Consider the following 20,386-nt stretch of genomic DNA (forward strand, 5'->3'; position numbering starts at 1 on the left):
ATTTTAGCAGAGCGCACCGCTGTCGGTAAGCTGCGATTTTCAGTGCATTTCAATCGAATCGATAGATCCTAGCCGCGCTCGGGCTGGAAGCGCACGACAAAACCCTTGAGGTTCTGCTGACGGCCCAACAGATCACGCAGACGATCAGCTTCGGCGCGCTCGATCAGCGGGCCGACGAACACCCGATTCTTGCCATCGGCGGAACGGATGTAGGCGTTGTAGCCTTGGCTGCGCAGGGTTTTCTGCAAGCTTTCGGCGCTGGCGCGACTCGACAGACTGGCCAGCTGCACCGACCAGCTGACCGACAGACCGTTGGCGTCGACGCGGCTTTGCGTGGTGTCAGGCTTGGCCGGAGCGGCAGCAATCGGCTGAGCCGGCGCCGGAGCAGGCTTGGCGACTGGCGCAGGCGCAACCGGCTTGGCTACCGGAGCCGGTGCCGGTGCCGGCGCTGGTACCGCGGCAATCGGCATCGACGGCGCCGATTGCTCGGCCACTTCATCATCACTCGGGACCGGTTCCTGCGGCAGTGCTTGCGGCTCGGGCACGGCTACCGGCTCAAGCTGCACTTGCGGCACGGCAGGCGCTTGCGGCGCAGCCGGTGCATCGACCGTGACCTGGCGCTGCTCGTCCTGACGGGAAAACAGCATCGGCAGGAAAATCACCGCCAGCGCCACCAGCACCAGGGCACCAACCATGCGCTGTTTGTACGCTTTATCCAGCAAAGCCATTTGCCGCTTCCTCCGTGGAGCGCCGGGCCAGCCATTCAAGGGCCTCGGCGACACAATAAAATGATCCGAACAACAGAATCTCGTCGTCGCTGGTTGCGATCTCGCACTGCCCTTCCAGCGCAGCCGCGACACTGTCATAGGACGTGACAGAGGCGCCAAGGTTCTGCAACGCCGCGTGTAATTCACTGACCGGACGCGCACGCGGCGAATCCAGCGGCGCTACCGCCCAGTGCTCGACACTAGCATTCAATTCGCCGACAACACCATCCAGATCCTTGTCCGCCAACAGGCCGAACACCGCCAGACGCTTGCCCACCGGTGGCCGACTGGCCAGACGTCGCGCCAGATACTCCGCCGCGTGCGGGTTATGCCCCACGTCCAGCAGCAGGTTCAGGCGCTTGCCGTTGAACTCGAACGAGCGGCGATCCAGCCGGCCGACCACGCGAGTGGCCTGCAAGGCCGCAACAATTTGCGACGCATTCCACGGCAAACCGAGCAGCAGATACGCCTGCAATGCCAGCGCCGCGTTTTCCATCGGCAGATCGAGCAGCGGCAAATCATGCAATTCGACCGCCTGACCCCGTGCGTCAGTGCCGCGCCATTGCCAGTTGTGATCGGTGATTCCCAGATCGAAGTCGCGCCCGCGCAGAGAGAACGGGCACGCCAGCTCGCGAACCTTGTCGAGCAGAGGTTGCGGAGGATTCAGGTCGCCGCACAGCGCAGGTTTGCCCTGGCGGAAAATCCCGGCCTTCTCGAAAGCCACGGACTCGCGGGTATTACCCAGGTACTCGGCATGATCGACACCAATGCTGGTGACCAGCGCGATATCGGCATCCACCACGTTGACCGTGTCCAGACGCCCGCCCAGACCGACTTCCAGCACCACAGCGTCAAGTTTTGCCTGCTGAAACAGCCAGAACGCCGCCAGGGTGCCCATTTCGAAGTAAGTCAGGGAAGTGTCGCCACGCCCGGCCTCGACCGCAGCGAAAGCTTCGCACAGCTGTGCGTCAGTGGCTTCGACGCCATTAAGCTGCACCCGCTCGTTGTAACGCAGCAGGTGCGGAGAATTGTAGACACCCACGCTCAGGCCCTGCGCCCGCAGCAACGAAGCCACGAAAGCGCAGGTCGAACCCTTGCCGTTGGTGCCGGTAACCGTAATCACCCGAGGCGCCGGCTGGCCCAGCCCCATGCGGGACGCTACCTGTTGCGAACGCTCCAGCCCCATGTCGATGGCCGATGGATGCAACTGCTCAAGGTAGGCGAGCCACTCGCCAAGGGTACGCTCGGTCATACGTTGGCAGGCACCGGTGGAACGACGATTGGCTCGACAGGAGCGGCGACGTAGGTCGGAGTCGGCTGGCCGGTCAGTTGCGCCAGCAGATTGCCCAGACGTGGACGCAATTCACGACGATCAATGATCAGATCGATCGCGCCATGCTCCAGCAGGAACTCGCTGCGCTGGAAGCCTTCCGGCAGTTTTTCACGCACGGTCTGCTCGATCACACGCGGACCGGCGAAGCCGATCAGGGCTTTCGGCTCACCGACGATCACGTCGCCGAGCATTGCCAGACTGGCGGAAACACCGCCGTAGACCGGGTCGGTCAGCACCGAGATGAACGGAATGCCTTCTTCACGCAGACGTGCCAGGACGGCCGAAGTCTTGGCCATCTGCATCAGCGAGATCAGCGCTTCCTGCATGCGCGCACCACCGGAGGCGGCGAAGCAGATCATCGGGCAACGGTTTTCCAGGGCGTAGTTGGCGGCGCGCACGAAGCGCTCACCGACGATGGCGCCCATGGAACCGCCCATGAAGCTGAACTCGAACGCCGACACCACCACCGGCATACCCAGCAGGGTGCCACTGACGGAGATCAGCGCGTCTTTTTCGCCGGTCTGCTTTTGGGCTGCGACCAGACGGTCCTTGTACTTCTTGCCGTCGCGGAATTTCAGACGGTCAACCGGCTCCAGGTCTGCACCCAGCTCGTTGCGGCCTTCGGCATCCAGGAAGATGTCGATGCGCGCCCGTGCGCCGATGCGCATGTGGTGGTTGCACTTGGGGCAAACGTCCAGGGTCTTTTCCAGCTCAGGGCGATACAGCACAGCCTCGCAGGACGGGCATTTGTGCCACAGACCTTCAGGCACCGAGCTCTTCTTGACCTCCGAACGCATGATCGAAGGGATCAGTTTGTCTACCAACCAGTTGCTCATGCTTTTTTTCTCCAGTACCGGCGGCCCGAACGCTCTGGTTCGCAGCCCCGCGTATGCCCTTCAGCTAAATTCATGTGTGTGGCGATGATTGATGAAACGCCGCGGTCAGCGCGAAACATGACCTGCGTGCAACTCCAGAAACCCTCAGCCTCGCCTGCTTTGTGCAAGTGCATTGATGGACGGCGGCAGACTGCCAGCCGTCACATCGAAGTAGACGCTCCCTGCGAGCTTCTACGTACGGCATTGATGAACGCGCGGATCTTCGCATGATCCTTGATGCCTTTGCTCGCTTCTACCCCGCCGCTGACATCGACCGCGTAAGGTTTGACCCGGGCTACGGCGTCGGCGACGTTTTCCGGGGTGAGGCCACCGGCCAGGATCAGCGGCTTGCTCAACGTTTGCGGAATCAATGACCAGTCGAATGCCTCGCCGGTTCCGCCGGGCACGCCTTCGACGTAAGTGTCGAGCAGCACGCCACTGGCGCTCGGATAAGCATCGACGGCAGCCGCGATGTCGTCGCCAGCCTTGACCCGCAGCGCCTTGATGTAGGGACGATGCCAGCCTTCACAGTCGGCAGCGACTTCGTCGCCATGGAACTGCAACAGATCCAGCGGCACGGCATCGAGGATTTCACCCAACTCGCAGCGGCTGGCATTGACGAACAGGCCAACGGTGGTGACGAACGGCGGCAACGCCTGAATGATCGCCCTTGCCTGCTGCACGCTTACCGCCCGCGGGCTCTTGGCGTAAAACACGAAACCGATCGCATCGGCTCCCGCCTCGACCGCTGCCAACGCATCTTCTATGCGGGTAATCCCGCAAATCTTGCTGCGAACGGCTGACATGTCGATAAAAACCTCAAGGCAAAAACCGGGAAAGTCCCGGATGGTAACAAAAGCGTTCGGGGGCGTCAGCCGTCAAGGCCCGAGAAACCCGTAAGGAAATGTGGCCCGATGAAACGCTCGGGCAACGGGAACTCGTCGTGGTACTCGACTTGCACCAGATACAGACCGAACGGATGCGCCGTCACGCCACCGGAACGGCGCTCGCGACTCTCCAGGACTTCCTTCATCCACTCGACCGGACGCTCGCCGGCACCGATGGTCATCAGCACACCGGCAATGTTGCGCACCATGTGGTGCAAAAAGGCGTTGGCGCGAATATCGAGAACGATCATCTTGCCGTGGCGAGTCACGCGCAGGTGGTGCATTTTCTTGATCGGCGATTTCGCTTGGCACTGCCCGGCACGGAACGCACTGAAATCATGAGTGCCGATCAGATACTGCGCCGCCTCGGCCATACGCTCGACATCGAGCGGGCGATGGTTCCAGGTGATTTCTTCATTGAGATGGGCCGGACGAATCTGATCGTTGTAGATCACATAGCGATAACGCCGCGCGATGGCTTTGAACCGCGCATGAAAATGCGCCGGCATCACCCGCGCCCAGCTGACGCTGATGTCGTGGGGCAGATTGATATTGGCGCCCATCACCCAGGCTTTCAGCGAACGATCGACTTGCGTATCGAAATGCACCACTTGTCCGCAGGCATGCACGCCCGCGTCGGTACGCCCGGCGCACTGCAGTGAAACCGGCGAGTTGGCGACTTTCGACAAGGCTTTCTCGAGTTCTTCCTGCACCGTGGCCACGCCGGTCAACTGGCGCTGCCAGCCGCTGTAGCGCGAACCTTTGTATTCAACGCCAAGCGCGACGCGGTAAAAGCCGTCGGGTGCCATTTCGGCGACCGGGTTATCTATGTTTGCCAAGGTGGGACAGCCTGCTGATGTGCAAAGGCGGGCATTATAAGGCTGTGGACCGGGGATGCCAGTCAGTTCTGTGTTGACGGATCCGACCTCTTCGCGAGCAAGCCCGCTCCCACAGGAGGAATGTATTCCAAATGTGGGAGCGGGCTTGCTCGCGAAGGCGGTCGATCAGGCACCACAGAAATCCAGCCCAAACAAAAACGGCAGCCTCGATGGGCTGCCGTTTTGTTTACCGCCGAATCACGCCAGGTGCGAAAGCATTTCCTTGGCTTCGCCACGCTGCTTTTCGTCACCCTCGGTCAACACTTCGTTGAGGATGTCGCGCGCGCCGTCGCTGTCGCCCATGTCGATGTAGGCTTGGGCCAGATCGAGCTTGGTCGCGGCTTCGTCGGTGCCGGCGAGGAAGTCGAAATCGTCTTCCCCCAGATCACCACCCAATGCCGCATCGTTTTCAGTGAAGGTCGGCTCGGCAATGCTCTGCGACAAACGATCCAGCTCGGCGTTGACGTCATTCAGTTCCGCTGCGAATGCGTCAGGCTCGGCCGCCGGGTTGCTGTCCATTTCGTCAGCCAGCGACAGATCGAAATCGGCCGGCAGCTCCAGATCGTCCTGCGGCACTTCGCTGACGACCGCAGGCTCGACCGGCGACAGGTCTTTCACGCCCTCGTCCAGATCCAGCAGGAAGTCATCGTCCGAAAGGTCCGCCGCCGGGGCTGGCGCAGGTTCGGCACCCAGATCCAGATCGAGGTCGAAGTCCGACAGGTCGTCGAGGTTCTCTTTGATCTCGGTCTGCTGTTGCAGCACCGATTCGAAGCTCAGATCGTCGTCTGCCGGGAATTCGTCCAGCTCTACCGGCGCTTCAGGCGCGACGACAGGGGCAGGCTCAACCGGGGTGATGTTGTCGAGGTCATCCAGGCTCAGGTCGAACGCGCTATCCAGATCGTCTGCCGCAGGAGCAGGCTCAGGTGCAGGCGCCTCTGGCTCGTCGAGCAGCAGATCCTTGACGTATTGCGCGTCGAGCTCGGCAGCGACCGCCGCTGCGGCCAGACCCGCGACAGCGACTACTGCCATGGCCGGGAAGCGCTTTTTCAGTTCTTCGACCTTGGCGAAGTTATCGCCGTTGGCCACCAGTTGACGCTCCTGAGCGACGAATGCATCGCGGTCGCCCTGCTGACCGTAGACTTCCATCAGCTTCAGACGCAGATCGCTGCGCTGCGGCTCGAGGCTGACGCCCTCTTCAAGCAGCGCGGCGGCCTGATTCAGGCGACCGGCGTTGACGTGCGACTGAGCCTTGTCCAGCACGTCATCGGAGCGCTCGGCGGCCGGCGCGACCAATGGCGCGGCAATCGGCTCAGCCATCACCACCGGAGCCACGACTGCCGCTGGCGCTGGCGCAGCTGCCGCGGTGTTGAGCTTGACGCTGGCAGCGGGTACTTCAAGGCCTTCGAAGCTGCTTTCAGGCAGGTCCTGCTCGGCGGAGAACTCCTGCTCTTCGGCCAGGGCGCGGGCCATGCGCAGGTGTTTCTCGGCTTCCTGCTGGGCTTTGCGGCGACGAGCCAGCAGCAACAGCAGAAGCAGCAGCACCACCGCACCGCCACCGATCAGACCCAGCAGGATCGGATTGGTCAGCAGTTCGTTGAAGGTTTTATCCTCATCGACAACCGGCTTGGGCGCGACCGCCGGCGTTTCGGCAGGCGTATCGACCGGTGGCGCGATCGCCGACTCTGGCGTTGGCGCCGCTTCTGCCGGGGTGGCTGGCGGGGTCGCGGCCAGTTCGGCGGTGATCGCCGGTACGGCAGCGGTGGCGGCTGGCGCGGCGCCCGGGCCTTCGGCCTGCATCTTCGCCAGTTGATTGTTCTTCAGCTCGATCAGGCGTTGCAGCTTGTCCAGCTGACTTTGCAGATCGGCCATGCGGCTTTTCAGTTCCTCGTTGTCACGACGGGTCGTGTCGAGGCTTTCCTGGGTGACCGCCAGTTTGTTGCTCAAAGCCTTGGCATCGCCTGCCGGGCCTTTGCCACGACCCTTGGCGCCTTCGGCAGACACCAGGCTCAGGTTGTCCTTGGCATTCTGCCCGGTGCCGACATTGCTGCGGCCACGCTTGGTGGCATCGAGCTGCTGCTGGCCGGTGCCAGGCTTGGCCACATAGCGACGACCCTGACGCCAGGCTTCGTTCTGCGCCGCCACTTCGGCAATCGCCTTGGACTGCGGCAGTGCGGCACTCTGCGTTGCATCCGGCAGACGCAGCACCTGGCCGGTTTTCAGCCGGTTGATGTTGCCGTCGATGAACGCATCCGGGTTCAGCGCCTGAATCGCCAGCATGGTCTGCTGCACCGAGCCGCCGGTACGCGCCTTCGCGGCGATTTCCCACAGGGTGTCGCGCGGCGTGGTGGTGTATTGCGTCGGGTGCGTGGCACCAGTGGTTGGCGCAGTGATGGTCTGCGACGGCGCCGGTTGCGCGGCGGCGTCAGCGGTCTGCGGCGAGAACTTCGACGGATCCAGCAGCACGCTGTAATCGCGCAGCAGACGGCCGTTCGGCCACATCACCTGGACGAGGAATTTCACCATCGGTTCCGACAGCGGCTTGCTCGAAGTCACGCGCAGCACGCTCTTGCCGCTGGCGTTGAGCACCGGGGTGAACGTCAGGTCGTTGAGAAAGGCCTGGCGATCAACGCCGGCCTTGGCGAAATCTTCTGGCGAGGCCAGGCTTGGCACCACTTCGGCAGCGGTGAGATCCTTGACATCGAGCAGCTCGATCTCGGCCACCAGCGGCTGGTTCAGGGTCGACTTCAGGGTCAGCTCCCCGAGCCCGAGGGCATGCGCCATACCGGAGGACAGCGCCGAGGCGGCCGCTATTGCTAACACCAGTTTGCGAACTTGAACCATAGCCTCATCCTTTGTTTGAACGTTCCTCGGCCAGCGAGAAGATGTTGATTGCCGCTGCCGTAAGGCATTGCGCGCGACGACGACAGACTGCCGCGCGCGATCATTTCTTTGATGCCCCGGAAAGTCCCGGAGGGTGACACGTTATCCAGTGCTCCGGGCAAGCATAGCGCTCACCTAGAATCAGTCGACAAATTGTTGCCAAGTATCTTTTACAGCAGGTCTTTTATCAACAATTCAGCGACCTGCACAGCATTCAGGGCTGCCCCTTTGCGTACGTTATCTGACGTCAGCCACAGATTAAGTTCCGCCGGGTCATCGACGCCGCTGCGCACGCGACCGACATAGACCACATCCTGCCCCACCGCGTCACCCACCGCGGTCGGATAATCGCCGGCTTCAACCAGCTCGATGCCGGGCGCGTCCTCAAGCGCAGCGTTGACCTTTGCCAGGTCGACCGCGCTCGCTGACTGCAAGGTCACGCTATAGCTATCGCCAAAAAACACCGGGGCTTGAACGCAAGTTGCGGAAATCTTTAATAAAGGCTGCTTCAGCACCTGACGCAACTCGCGCACCAGACGTTTTTCCAGCAGCGTGTGGCCTTGAGCGTCGGGGGTGCCGACCTGGGCCAGCAGGTTGAAGGCCATCTGACGGTCGAAGAACGTTGGCTCCAGCGGACGCATGTTCAGCAGCTCGGCAGTCTGCCGGGCCAACTCGGTCACGGCTTCGCGACCCTGGGCGGACACGGCCAGATTGGCGGTGACATTAACGTATTGCAGCTCGATCAAATCGAGCAGCGGCGCCAGCACCACGGCCAGCGCAGTGGCCGAAGGGCTTGGGCTGCTGACCTGGAACGGCGCTTTCAGACCGGCGAGCACCTCAGCGTTGGCTTCCGGCACCACTTGCGGCGCCTGCTCGGCCGGCAACGCGCCGGACAGGTCGATCAGCGAGCAACCGGCCGCGTGGGCACGCGCCGCGTAACTCAGGGAAACGGCAGCGCCAGCGGCGAAGAACACCAGTTTGACCTTGCTGAAATCGAACTCGTCGACTTCGCGCACGCGCACGTTCTTGTTGCGAAACAGCACCGAACTGCCGGCGGATTCGCTGCTGGCCAGCAAGTGCAGGTTGCCGACCGGAAAGTCGCGCTCTTCGAGAATTTGTACGAGGGTTTCGCCGACAGTACCGGTGGCGCCGACGACGGCAATATCAAGGGTCTGGGTCATGGTTCTACCTCTGGCGAAACGGGGGGAGCGGCACTTTACCGGGTGAGTGAGATGCAGGCAATTTCTGCGGGACTTGCAGTGTCTGTTCTGACCTCTTCGCGAGCAAGCCCGCTCCCACAGGGGGAACGCATTTCAAGGGTGGGAGCGGGCTTGCTCGCGAAGGCGCCAGACCTGACACCGGAAACCTCAGGCATAAAAAAACCCGCACCTCTCACAAGGCGCGGGTTCTTTCACGACTTCAAGCGATCAACGCTCCAGCAAAATCCGCAGCATGCGGCGCAGCGGTTCGGCCGCGCCCCACAGCAGTTGGTCGCCGACGGTGAAGGCACCGACGAATTGCGACCCCATGTTCAGCTTGCGCAGACGACCCACCGGTACGTTCAGGGTGCCGGTGACCTTGGTCGGGCTCAGCTCCTGCATGCTGATGTCGCGGTTGTTCGGCACCAGTTTGACCCAAGGGTTGTGCTGGCTGATCAGCCCTTCGATGTCGGCGATCGGCACGTCTTTGTTCAGCTTGATGGTCAGCGCCTGGCTGTGGCAACGCATGGCGCCGATGCGCACGCAGATGCCGTCGACCGGGATCGGGCTCTTGAAGCGGCCGAGGATCTTGTTGGTCTCGGCCTGGGCCTTCCACTCTTCGCGGCTCTGGCCGTTCGGCAGTTCCTTGTCGATCCACGGGATCAGGCTGCCGGCCAGCGGTACGCCGAAGTTTTCGGTCGGGTACGCGTCGCTGCGCATGGCTTCGGCCACGCGACGGTCGATGTCGAGGATCGCGCTGGCCGGGTCGGCCAGTTGATCGGCGACAGCGGCGTGAGTCGCGCCCATCTGCTTGATCAGTTCACGCATGTTCTGCGCGCCGGCACCGGAGGCCGCCTGATAAGTCATGGCGCTCATCCACTCGACCAGACCGGCCTCGAACAGACCGCCCAGGCCCATCAGCATCAGGCTGACGGTGCAGTTGCCACCGATGTAGTTCTTGGTGCCCGCGTCCAGTTGCTGGTCGATGACCTTGCGGTTGACCGGGTCGAGAATGATCACCGCGTCATCGTTCATGCGCAGGCTGGACGCCGCGTCGATCCAGTAACCCTGCCAGCCGGCTTCGCGCAGCTTGGGGAATACTTCGCTGGTGTAGTCGCCGCCCTGGCAGGTCAGGATCACGTCGAGGGTTTTCAGCTCTTCAATGCTGTAAGCGTCCTTGAGCGGAGCAATGTCCTTGCCCACGGACGGGCCTTGGCCACCGACATTGGAAGTGGTGAAAAACACCGGCTCGATAAGATCGAAATCCTGCTCTTCCAGCATCCGCTGCATGAGCACGGAACCGACCATGCCGCGCCAACCGATCAGACCTACACGTTTCATCGCAACTACACCTTCTTGAAAAGTGGGCCGCTGCTTTGTATTGAATTTCGCAGCGGGCCCGAGAGATTACAGATTCCGCAGCGCGGCGACTACTGCGTCACCCATTTCCTGCGTCCCGACTTTAGTGCAACCGGCCGAATAGATGTCGCCGGTGCGCAAGCCTTGATCCAGCACCACGCTGACGGCTTTCTCGATGGCATCGGCCGCGTCGTGCAGATTGAAGCTGTAACGCAGCATCATCGACACCGACAAAATCGTTGCCAACGGGTTGGCAATGCCTTTGCCGGCGATGTCCGGCGCCGAACCGTGGCAAGGCTCGTACATGCCCTTGTTGTTCGAATCCAGCGAGGCCGAGGGCAGCATGCCGATCGAACCGGTAAGCATCGAGGCTTCGTCGGAGAGGATGTCGCCAAACATGTTGTCGGTGACGATCACGTCGAACTGCTTCGGCGCGCGCACCAGTTGCATGGCGGCGTTGTCGACGTACATGTGGCTCAGCTCGACTTCAGGGTAATCCTTGGCGACCTGCTCGACCACTTCACGCCACAGTTGGCTGGACGCCAGTACGTTGGCCTTGTCCACCGAACACAGCTTCTTGCCACGGACCATGGCCATGTCGAAACCGACGCGGGCGATGCGGCGGATTTCGCTCTCGCTGTACGGCAGGGTGTCGTAAGACTGACGCTCGCCGTTTTCCAGGGTGCGGGTGCCGCGTGGCGCGCCGAAGTAGATGCCGCCGGTCAGCTCACGGACGATCAGGATGTCCAGACCGGCAACGATTTCCGGCTTCAGGCTCGAAGCATCAGCCAGTTGCGGGTAGAGGATCGCCGGACGCAGGTTGCCGAACAGGCCCAGTTGCGCACGGATTTTCAGCAGACCACGCTCAGGGCGGATGTCACGCTCGATGGTGTCCCATTTCGGGCCGCCCACTGCGCCCAGCAGGACTGCGTCGGCAGCACGGGCACGGTCGAGGGTTTCGTCGGCCAGTGGCACGCCGTGCTTGTCGATGGCCGCGCCACCGATCACGTCATGGCTCAGCTCGAAGCCCAGGCTGTACTTGTCGTTGGCCAGCTCCAGCACCTTGACCGCTTCGGCCATGATTTCCGGACCAATACCGTCACCAGGGAGAATCAGAATCTGCTTGCTCATGCTTTCCTCATGTCATCAGTCGGAGCGCCCGCAGGCGCGCCCGGAAAAATTCTTAGCGCTCGGCCCACAGTACCAATACATCTGTACTGAACGAGCCATCGGCATCAATCTCAAAATATTCGCGCACTTCGTTGCCCATCGATTGCTGCAACTGGCGGATCGCCGCGCGCATCACTTCGGGTGTGCGCATGCGCTCGACCCAACTGCTGTATTCCAGACGCAGGCGCTGACGACTGGTGCTGCGGGTATGCAGCCCGGCCTCGCTGACCTGCCGCAGCCACTCACCGGCGGAATAATCGCGCACGTGGCTGGTGTCGCGCAGCACTTCGACGCTCTGCAGGTAAGTGTCGAACAACGGACTACCTGGTGACAACACGTCGATGAACGCTGCCACGCCACCCGGCTTCAGCACCCGCCGCACTTCACGCAGGGCCACCCCGAGGTCGCTCCAATGGTGCGCCGAATAACGGCTGAACACGTAATCGAATTCGCCATCGGCAAATGGCAGGCGCTCGGCGGCGCCGTTGACCGTGGAGATATTGGCAAAACCGCGATCAACGGCTGCGGCGGCGACCACGTCGAGCATTTGCTGCGACAGGTCGTAGGCCACCACTTCTTTCACCAGCGGCGCCACATGAAAACTCACATGACCGGCACCGCACCCCAGATCCAGCACCCGAGCCGCGCCCTGCCCCGCCAGTTCAGACTGGAGCAGCGCGAATTCAGTGCCTTGAGCGTGAACGGCGCTGCTCAGGTAGGCGGCGGCCTGTTCACCGAATTGCTTTTGTACAACCTGACTGTGCTGGGCGGTGCTGGTCATAGTCATTTCCTGGCATTTGTGTTGTTTGAGCTGCCGCCTTCGCGAGCAAGCCCGCTCCCACATTTGAAATACATTCCCCTGTGGGAGCGGGCTTGCTCGCGAAGAGGTCAGCCCTGACTACATCAATCTCGAATCAATCATGCGTCGCGAAACAACCACGGCTGACTCACACGATGTTTGGCCTCAAACGCCGCAATCGCATCACCGTCCTGCAAGGTCAGGCCGATATCGTCCAGACCATTGAGCAGGCAATGCTTGCGGAACGCGTCGATCTCGAAGCTCAACACCTTGCCATCCGGACGGGTCACGGTCTGCGCCTGCAGATCGATCTGCAACTGGTAGCCCGGATTAGCCTCGACCTGCTTGAACAGCTCATCCACTTCAGCGTCGCTCAAGATGATCGGCAACAAGCCATTCTTGAAGCTGTTGTTGAAGAAGATGTCGGCGTAGCTCGGCGCGATGATGCTGCGGAAACCGTATTCTTCCAGCGCCCACGGGGCGTGTTCACGGCTGGAGCCGCACCCGAAGTTTTCGCGGGCGAGCAACACGCTGGCGCCTTGATAACGCTCGGCGTTGAGCACGAAGTCCTTGTTCAGCGGGCGCTTGGAGTTGTCCTGATACGGCTGGCCGACATCCAGGTAGCGCCACTCGTCGAACAGGTTCGGGCCGAAACCGGTGCGCTTGATCGACTTCAAGAACTGCTTGGGAATGATCTGGTCGGTGTCGACGTTGGCACGATCCAGAGGCGCGACAAGACCAGTGTGCTGGGTAAAAGCTTTCATGCTGCGCTCCTTTTAGATCAATTCACGAACGTCGATGAAACGACCGTTCACCGCCGCCGCAGCGGCCATGGCCGGGCTCACGAGGTGGGTACGGCCACCGGCACCCTGACGGCCTTCGAAGTTACGGTTGGAGGTCGAGGCGCAATGCTCGCCGGACTCCAAACGGTCCGGGTTCATCGCCAGGCACATCGAGCAACCCGGCTCACGCCATTCGAAACCGGCTTCGAGGAAGATCTTGTCCAGACCTTCGGCTTCCGCCTGCGCCTTCACCAGACCCGAGCCCGGTACGACGATTGCCTGCTTGATCGTCGAAGCGACTTTGCGACCCTTGGCGATCACGGCCGCAGCGCGCAGGTCTTCAATACGCGAGTTGGTGCAGGAACCGATGAACACACGATCCAGCTGAATGTCGGTGATCGCCTGATTGGCAGTCAAACCCATGTATTTCAAGGCGCGGACAATCGAATCGCGCTTGACCAGATCCATCTCTTTCGCCGGGTCCGGCACGTTCTGGTCAACGGCCAAGACCATTTCCGGGGAGGTGCCCCAGCTGACTTGCGGCTTGATCTGCGCCGCGTCGAGTTCAACCACGGTGTCGAACTTGGCGTCGGCGTCGGAGACCAGGTCTTTCCAGGCTTCAACCGCCTGATCCCACTGCGCGCCTTTCGGTGCGAACGGGCGGCCCTTGACGTACTCGACAGTCTTTTCGTCCGCAGCCACCAGACCCACACGGGCGCCGGCTTCGATGGACATGTTGCAAATGGTCATGCGGCCTTCGACGGACAGATCGCGAATCGCGCTGCCGGCGAACTCGATGGCATGGCCGTTACCGCCGGCGGTGCCGATCTTGCCGATCACCGCGAGAACGATGTCCTTGGCGGTCACGCCGAACGGCAATTGGCCTTCCACGCGCACCAGCATGTTCTTCATTTTCTTCGCGACCAGGCACTGGGTGGCGAGCACGTGCTCGACCTCGGAAGTGCCGATCCCGTGCGCCAAGGCACCGAAAGCGCCGTGGGTCGAGGTGTGCGAGTCACCGCAGACCACGGTCATGCCCGGCAAGGTTGCGCCCTGCTCCGGGCTGATCACGTGGACGATGCCCTGACGGATGTCGTTCATCTTGAACTCGACAATGCCGTACTCATCACAGTTGTCATCGAGGGTCTGAACCTGCAAACGCGAGACCTGGTCGGCAATCGCTTCGATGCCGCCCTTGCGCTCTGGCGTGGTCGGTACGTTGTGGTCCGGGGTCGCGATGTTGGCATCGATGCGCCAAGGCTTGCGCCCGGCCAGACGCAGGCCTTCGAAGGCTTGCGGCGAGGTCACTTCGTGGATGATGTGACGATCGATGTAGATCAGCGCCGAGCCATCGTCGCGCTGTTTGACCAAATGCGAATCCCAGAGCTTGTCGTAGAGCGTTTTGCCGGCCATCAGACGGTTCCTCATCAGCTTGTTTCTATGCCTTGGGCTTATCAATAACCCTTTGGCTTGTGAGGCCGATCCTATGGCGTTACATTAAATAACTCAAATTCATATTTTTTATGCTTTGGATAACCAACTGGAATACGAACCATGGATCTGGCCAACCTCAATGCTTTTATCGCTATCGCCGAGACCGGCAGCTTCTCCGGCGCCGGGGAACGCCTGCATCTGACGCAGCCGGCGATCAGCAAACGCATCGCCGGACTGGAGCAACAACTGAAGGTGCGGTTGTTCGATCGACTGGGTCGTGAAGTCGGTCTGACCGAGGCCGGCCGCGCCCTGCTGCCCCGGGCGTACCAGATTCTCAACGTGCTGGACGACACCCGCCGCGCCCTGACCAACCTGACTGGCGAAGTCAGCGGCCGGCTGACCCTGGCCACCAGTCACCACATCGGCCTGCACCGTTTGCCGCCGCTATTGAGGGAATTCACCCGCCGCTACCCACAAGTGGCGCTGGATATTCAGTTCCTCGATTCGGAAGTGGCCTACGAGGAAATTCTCCATGGCCGCGCTGAACTGGCAGTCATCACCCTGGCGCCAGAGCCGCACACGCTGGTCAAAGCCACGCCGGTGTGGGACGACCCGCTGGATTTTGTGGTGGCGCCGGAGCATTCGCTGATCAGCAACGGCGCGGTGAGTCTGGCGGATATTGCCGGTCATCCGGCGGTTTTTCCCGGAGGCAACACCTTTACTCATCATATTGTCCAACGTTTGTTCGAAGCCCAAGGGCTGACGCCGAACATCGCCATGAGCACCAACTACCTGGAAACCATCAAGATGATGGTCTCCATCGGTCTGGCCTGGAGTGTTCTGCCACGCACCATGCTTGATGAACAGGTCGCGCGCATACCTTTGCCGGGCATACAGCTCAGTCGCCAGCTAGGCTATATCGTGCACACCGAACGGACGCTGTCGAATGCAGCAAGGGCCTTCATGGCTTTGCTGGATGCGCAAATCGATCTGCCAGGGACTCCGGGCTAACTTGTGCTACTCCTACAGAGCCGCTGTCCCTGTGCCTAACGCCACCATCAGCTCAAGGCCCGTTAACAATGCCCAAATCTGTTGACCGAATTCCGCCGATGCCGCGTATTCAGGCCATTGATCCGCGACGTTCCGAGCAGAGCTGGGAGAGTGCGCCGCAATTGCTCGCCGCGCTCAACGGCGCCCGGCTCGGTGCCTGGTATTGGGACATCGAGCGCGGGCAGATCAGTTGGTCACGGGGCACCCAGGCGCTGTTCGGCTTCGATCCACGGCAACCGCTGCCGCAGGATCTGGAATACCTCGACCTGCTACCGCCCGAGGACCGGGCGAAAACTGTCAGGGCATTCCACGCGGTGATTGCCGGAGCACCGCTGGAACAGGCGATGCACCACCGCATCCGCTGGCCCGATGGCAGTCTGCACTGGCTGGAAATCAGCGGCAGTCTGCTACCGGACAAACAGGGGCGTCCTCGAATGATCGGGGTGATTCGCGAAATCACCCACCAGCGCCAACGCGAGCAGGCTCTGAGCAGCTCGGAGAAACGTTTCGCCACACTCTTTCACCTGTGCCCGAACATGGTGCTGCTGACGCGCCAGGAAGACGGTCTGATCACCGAGGCCAACCAATATTTCGAAAGCCTGTTCGGTTGGCCGGTACAGAGCGCCATTGGCCGCACCACCCTGGAGCTGGGCCTGTGGGTGCACCCGGAGCAACGCGCAGAACTGGTGAAAAGGACCAAGGCCAAGGGCGAACTGATCAGCATGGAAGTGCAGTTCCGCGCCAGCAACGGGCAGATTCATGACGGCATCCTCAGCGCGCAGAAGGTCGAACTCGAAGGCCAGCCGTATCTGCTCAGCACCTTTCTCGACACCACCGAACGCAAAGCTGCCGAACACGCCTTGAAAGACAGCCAGGAACGCCTCGATCTGGCGCTGGACTCGGCGCAGCTCGGCACCTGGGACTGGCACATCCCCAGTGGCATGCTCTATGGCTCGGCACGGGCCGCGCAACTGCACGGGCTGGAGCCGATCCCGTTTCACGAGTCGTTCGAAGAGTTCTTTGAAGGCGTGCCCGGCGAAGAACGCGACAGCATGCGCGACGCCTACCGCAGCCTGCGCGAAGGCCCGGCGGGCAATTATCAACTGACCTACCGCGTGCAATTGCCGGATGGCAGCTCACGCTATCTGGAAAGCCGCGCCCGCCTCTATCGCGACGAGAACGGCGCGCCGCTGCGCATGGCCGGGACCTTGCTGGACATCACCGATCAGGTCGAGCGCGAGCAACGTCTGGTGGCCTCGGAAGAGAAATTCGCCACGTTGTTCCAGGTCAGCCCCGATCCGATCTGCGTCACGCGCCAGGACAGCGGCGAGTTCATCGAAATCAATAACAGCTTCACCCAGACCTTCGGCTGGAGCGCCGCCGACGTGATCGGCCGCACCGCCGAAGACATCGGCCTGTGGGACGCCTCGGCGAAAAGCCTGCAACGCATCGAGCGGGTGATCCGCGAACAGGGCCTGAGCAATGTCGCGATCATCGTCCAGCACAAGGACGGCCAGTCGCTGACCTGTGTGATTTCCAGCCGACAGATCAGCGTTGGCAATCAGCCGTGCATCGTCACCACTTTGCGCGACATCACCCAGCAGCAGCGCTCCGAAGCCGCACTCAAGGCCAGCGAAGAGAAATTCGCCAAAGCGTTTCACTCCAGCCCCGATGCGATCACCATCACCGAGCGCGACACCGGGCGTTATCTTGAGGTCAACGACGGTTTCTGCCGCCTCACCGGCTATCGCGCGGAAGAAGTGGTGGGCAAAACCGTGTACCAGATCGGCATCTGGGCCGAAGAGAAACAACGCTCGGCGCTGTTTGCCGAACTGCAGATCAAAGGCCGCGTGCATCATCAGGAAATGCTCGGGCGCAACAAGCGCGGCGAACTGCTGACCGTGGAAGTGTCGATCGAACCGATCACCCTCAACGAAACCGCATGCCTGCTGCTGACCGCCCGGGACGTCAGCCTGCTGAAAAATGCTGAAGCGCAGATCCGTCACCTGGCCTATCACGACCCGCTGACCAATCTGCCCAACCGCGCCCTGCTGATGGATCGCCTGAGCCAGCAGATCGCCCTGCTCAAGCGCCACAATCTGCGCGGCGCGCTGCTGTTCCTCGATCTTGACCACTTCAAGCACATCAACGACTCGCTCGGCCACCCGGTCGGCGACACGGTGCTGAAAATCGTCACTGCGCGGCTTGAAGCCAGCGTGCGCATGGAAGACACGGTGGCACGTCTCGGCGGCGATGAATTCGTGGTGCTGCTCAGCGGTCTGGAAGGCACGCGCAACGAGGTCAGTGCACAAGTGCGGGAACTGGCCGACACCATTCGCGAACTGCTGTCGGAGCCGATGTTCCTCGACGGCCAGCGCCTGCAAGTGACGCCGAGTATCGGCGTGGCACTGATTCCCGATCACGGCTCGACCCCGACCGATCTGCTCAAGCGCGCAGACATTGCCCTGTACCGGGCCAAGGACTCCGGGCGCAACACCACGCAGATGTACCACAACACCATGCAGAAGGCGGCCAGCGAACGGCTGCGCATGGAGACCGATCTGCGTCTGGCGTTGTCCCGTGGCGAATTCAACGTGCACTACCAGCCGCAGGTCGATGCGCGGGACAACCGCATCATTGGCGCCGAAGCCCTGGTGCGCTGGAATCACCCGGAACTCGGCGCGCAATCGCCCACCGAGTTCATCAAGGTGCTGGAAGACAGCGGTCTGATTCTGGAAGTCGGCACCTGGATCCTCGACGAGGCCTGCGAGGCGTTCAAACAGCTGATTGCCTTGAAACTGGTCGATCCGTTCAACTTCAGCCTGTGCGTGAACATCAGCCCACGCCAGTTCCGCCAGAACGACTTCGTCGAACGCATCGAACACAGCATGAGCAGCCACGGCCTGCCCTGCTCGCTGCTGAAACTGGAGATCACCGAGGGCATCGTCATCCAGAACCTGGAAGACACCATCAGCAAAATGCGCCGCCTGAAAAAACTTGGCGTGAGCTTCGCCATGGACGATTTCGGCACCGGCTATTCATCGCTGACCTACCTCAAACGCCTGCCGGTGGACACCCTGAAAATCGACCAGTCATTCATCCGCGACGCGACCACCGACCCCAACGACGCCGAGATCATCCGCGCCATCGTCGCCATGGCCCGCAGCCTGGAACTGGAGGTGATTGCCGAAGGTGTCGAGACGCCGGAGCAACTGGCGTTCCTGCAAGGGCTGGGTTGCCATTTGTATCAGGGCTATCTGCACAGTCGGCCGGTGGCGTTGGAGGCGTTGAAAAAGATGCTCGAATGACGAGCACAAAAAAAGGGCGCCAGTGGCGCCCTTTTTTCCTGCTCGGCCTTACTGCAGAGCCGGCTTTTGCGCTCCGCTGATCGGGATGCGCTTGGCTTTCGCTTCCTCCGGGATCACCCGCAACAGGTCGATGCTCAGCAGACCGTTGCTCAGATCGGCGGCCTTGATCTCGATGTGATCGGCCAGGCGGAAGGACAGCTTGAAAGCACGCTGGGCAATGCCTTGATGCAGGAAGGTCACGCCTTCGTTGGCATCACGCTTGCCGCCACTGATGGTCAGCACACCCTTCTCGACTTGCAGCTCCAGGTCTTCTTCCTGGAAACCGGCTGCCGCTACGACGATGCGGTATTGATCGTCACCGTGTTTTTCCACGTTGTAGGGTGGGTAGGTGCTGCCTGGCTCGTTGCGCAGCGCGGTTTCGAACAGATCGTTGAAACGGTCGAAACCAACCGAGGAACGGAACAGTGGTGCCAGGGAAAATGCAGTACTCATGGTTCAAATCTCCTGAAAACAATCAGCAAGGTTTTTTGACTCCGCGACCCGAATTCGGCATCGCGTACCCCTTAGATAGGGACCGCCAAAATGATTTCAAGAGATTATTTGAAGATTTTTTTCAGGCCGCTTCGGCGACGGGCAAACCGAGCAAACGCGAGACTTGATCCGGTTCTGTCTCACGACGCAGCACAGTAAACAGCTCGGTGGCCTCGGGATAATTGCGCGTCAGCATCGCCAGCCATTGCTTCAAGCGACCCGGCGATTGGCGCGCAGTCATCTGCGCCTTGGCTTGCAGCCAGAAGTCCTGAATCAGCGGCAGCAACTCGGCCCAGCTCATCTCGACCACTTCTTCACCGGCGCGCGCGGCAGCGATCTGCCGGGCCAGATCCGGGCGTGATACCAGACCGCGACCGAGCATGATGTCTTCGACGCCACTGATCTCGCGGCAGCGGCGCCAGTCCTCGACGCTCCAGATATCACCGTTGGCGAACACCGGCACCTTGACCACGTCCTGCACCCGCGGAATCCACTCCCAATGCGCCGGCGGCTTGTAGCCATCGACCTTGGTCCGGGCGTGAACCACGATGTGCTCGGCGCCGCCCTCGGCCAGCGCAGTGGCGCAGACCAGCGAGCCGTCCGGGCTGTCGAAACCGAGGCGCATTTTCGCGGTGACCGGGATATGTGCCGGCACGGCGCGACGCACGTGTTCGACGATGCTGTTGAGCAGTTCCGGCTCCTTGAGCAGCACCGCCCCGCCCCGGGATTTGTTGACGGTCTTGGCCGGGCAGCCGAAGTTCAGGTCGATGACTTCCGAGCCGAGCTCACAGGCCAGCGCCGCATTTTCCGCCAGGCACACCGGATCGGAGCCCAACAATTGCACACGCAGCGGCACGCCGGAACGGGTGCGGGCGCCGTTGAGCAGCTCCGGGCCGAACTTGTGGAAGTAGGCCGGGGTAAGCAACTGATCGTTGATCCGAATGAATTCGGTCACGCACCAGTCGATGCCGCCAACGCGGGTCAGCACGTCGCGCAGGATGTCGTCGACCAGCCCCTCCATGGGCGCCAGGGCAATTTGCATGGGGAAAACACTACTCAGGAAGAAAAAACGTGCGGCAGTTTACTGGATATCGCGCAAATCCGCAGAACAACACTCTTTCCTGTGGGAGCGAG

At 61.5% G+C, this 20,386-nt stretch carries 16 protein-coding genes; 2 read left to right on the top strand and 14 right to left on the bottom strand.

The window, feature by feature from the left end; translation table 11 throughout:
• Nucleotides 1-68 precede the first annotated feature (68 nt).
• The 12 genes from M0814_RS03640 to leuC all read right to left on the bottom strand — a co-directional run bounded on the left by M0814_RS03640 (nt 69) and on the right by leuC (nt 14,342).
• A complete protein-coding gene (locus M0814_RS03640; RefSeq protein WP_103484393.1) occupies nt 69-728 on the bottom strand; it encodes an SPOR domain-containing protein in 660 nt (219 codons plus the stop codon).
• Nucleotides 712-2,019 carry a bifunctional tetrahydrofolate synthase/dihydrofolate synthase gene (folC, locus tag M0814_RS03645; protein ID WP_103484394.1) on the bottom strand — a complete coding sequence of 436 codons (1,308 nt, stop codon included), beginning with the start codon at nt 2,017-2,019 and terminating at the stop codon, nt 712-714. Before folC ends, M0814_RS03640 begins: the two co-directional genes overlap by 17 nt.
• Nucleotides 2,016-2,936 (bottom strand): acetyl-CoA carboxylase, carboxyltransferase subunit beta, encoded by a 921-nt coding sequence (gene accD / locus M0814_RS03650; protein WP_027611535.1) that lies wholly within the window; start codon nt 2,934-2,936, stop codon nt 2,016-2,018. Before accD ends, folC begins: the two co-directional genes overlap by 4 nt.
• Nucleotides 2,937-3,136: 200 nt before the next feature.
• A complete protein-coding gene (locus M0814_RS03655; protein ID WP_103484395.1) occupies nt 3,137-3,781 on the bottom strand; it encodes a phosphoribosylanthranilate isomerase in 645 nt (214 codons plus the stop codon).
• Nucleotides 3,782-3,846: 65 nt separating this feature from the next.
• Entirely contained in the window at nt 3,847-4,671 is an 825-nt protein-coding gene (truA, locus tag M0814_RS03660; RefSeq protein WP_171061913.1) for a tRNA pseudouridine(38-40) synthase TruA, read from the bottom strand.
• 267 nt (nt 4,672-4,938) lie between these two features.
• Nucleotides 4,939-7,581: a FimV/HubP family polar landmark protein gene (locus M0814_RS03665; protein WP_103484397.1), complete on the bottom strand. Its 2,643-nt coding sequence runs from the start codon at nt 7,579-7,581 to the stop codon at nt 4,939-4,941.
• Between the two features lie 209 nt (nt 7,582-7,790).
• Entirely contained in the window at nt 7,791-8,801 is a 1,011-nt protein-coding gene (locus tag M0814_RS03670) for an aspartate-semialdehyde dehydrogenase (protein WP_103484398.1), read from the bottom strand.
• A gap of 246 nt (nt 8,802-9,047) precedes the next feature.
• The gene (asd, locus tag M0814_RS03675) at nt 9,048-10,160 is read right to left on the bottom strand and encodes an aspartate-semialdehyde dehydrogenase (RefSeq protein WP_003226428.1); all 1,113 of its coding nucleotides are present in this window, start codon (nt 10,158-10,160) and stop codon (nt 9,048-9,050) included.
• A gap of 66 nt (nt 10,161-10,226) precedes the next feature.
• Nucleotides 10,227-11,309 (bottom strand): 3-isopropylmalate dehydrogenase, encoded by a 1,083-nt coding sequence (gene leuB / locus M0814_RS03680; RefSeq protein WP_003226430.1) that lies wholly within the window; start codon nt 11,307-11,309, stop codon nt 10,227-10,229.
• Between the two features lie 52 nt (nt 11,310-11,361).
• On the bottom strand, nt 11,362-12,129 hold the full coding sequence (locus tag M0814_RS03685) for a class I SAM-dependent methyltransferase (protein ID WP_103484399.1): 768 nt from the start codon (nt 12,127-12,129) through the stop codon (nt 11,362-11,364).
• 137 nt (nt 12,130-12,266) lie between these two features.
• Nucleotides 12,267-12,911 (bottom strand): 3-isopropylmalate dehydratase small subunit, encoded by a 645-nt coding sequence (gene leuD, locus M0814_RS03690; RefSeq protein ID WP_103484400.1) that lies wholly within the window; start codon nt 12,909-12,911, stop codon nt 12,267-12,269.
• Between the two features lie 12 nt (nt 12,912-12,923).
• A complete protein-coding gene (leuC, locus tag M0814_RS03695) occupies nt 12,924-14,342 on the bottom strand; it encodes a 3-isopropylmalate dehydratase large subunit (RefSeq protein WP_095136733.1) in 1,419 nt (472 codons plus the stop codon).
• Nucleotides 14,343-14,483: 141 nt separating this feature from the next.
• Here leuC and M0814_RS03700 point away from each other — a divergent pair, with 141 nt between their 5' ends.
• Nucleotides 14,484-15,374 carry a LysR family transcriptional regulator gene (locus M0814_RS03700; protein ID WP_007969232.1) on the top strand — a complete coding sequence of 297 codons (891 nt, stop codon included), beginning with the start codon at nt 14,484-14,486 and terminating at the stop codon, nt 15,372-15,374.
• A gap of 68 nt (nt 15,375-15,442) precedes the next feature.
• Nucleotides 15,443-18,721 (top strand): PAS domain S-box protein, encoded by a 3,279-nt coding sequence (locus M0814_RS03705; RefSeq protein ID WP_003226438.1) that lies wholly within the window; start codon nt 15,443-15,445, stop codon nt 18,719-18,721.
• Between the two features lie 48 nt (nt 18,722-18,769).
• Here the strand turns inward: M0814_RS03705 and M0814_RS03710 are convergent, their stop codons facing one another.
• Complete coding sequence (locus tag M0814_RS03710; RefSeq protein ID WP_003226440.1) at nt 18,770-19,213, bottom strand: Hsp20 family protein; 444 nt, start codon at nt 19,211-19,213, stop codon at nt 18,770-18,772.
• Nucleotides 19,214-19,334: 121 nt separating this feature from the next.
• Nucleotides 19,335-20,294: a tRNA-dihydrouridine synthase gene (locus M0814_RS03715; RefSeq protein WP_003226441.1), complete on the bottom strand. Its 960-nt coding sequence runs from the start codon at nt 20,292-20,294 to the stop codon at nt 19,335-19,337.
• Nucleotides 20,295-20,386: the final 92 nt, after the last annotated feature.

Source organism: Pseudomonas sp. MWU12-2020 (assembly GCF_023100605.1).
In the GTDB taxonomy this organism is placed as follows: domain Bacteria; phylum Pseudomonadota; class Gammaproteobacteria; order Pseudomonadales; family Pseudomonadaceae; genus Aquipseudomonas; species Aquipseudomonas fluorescens_H.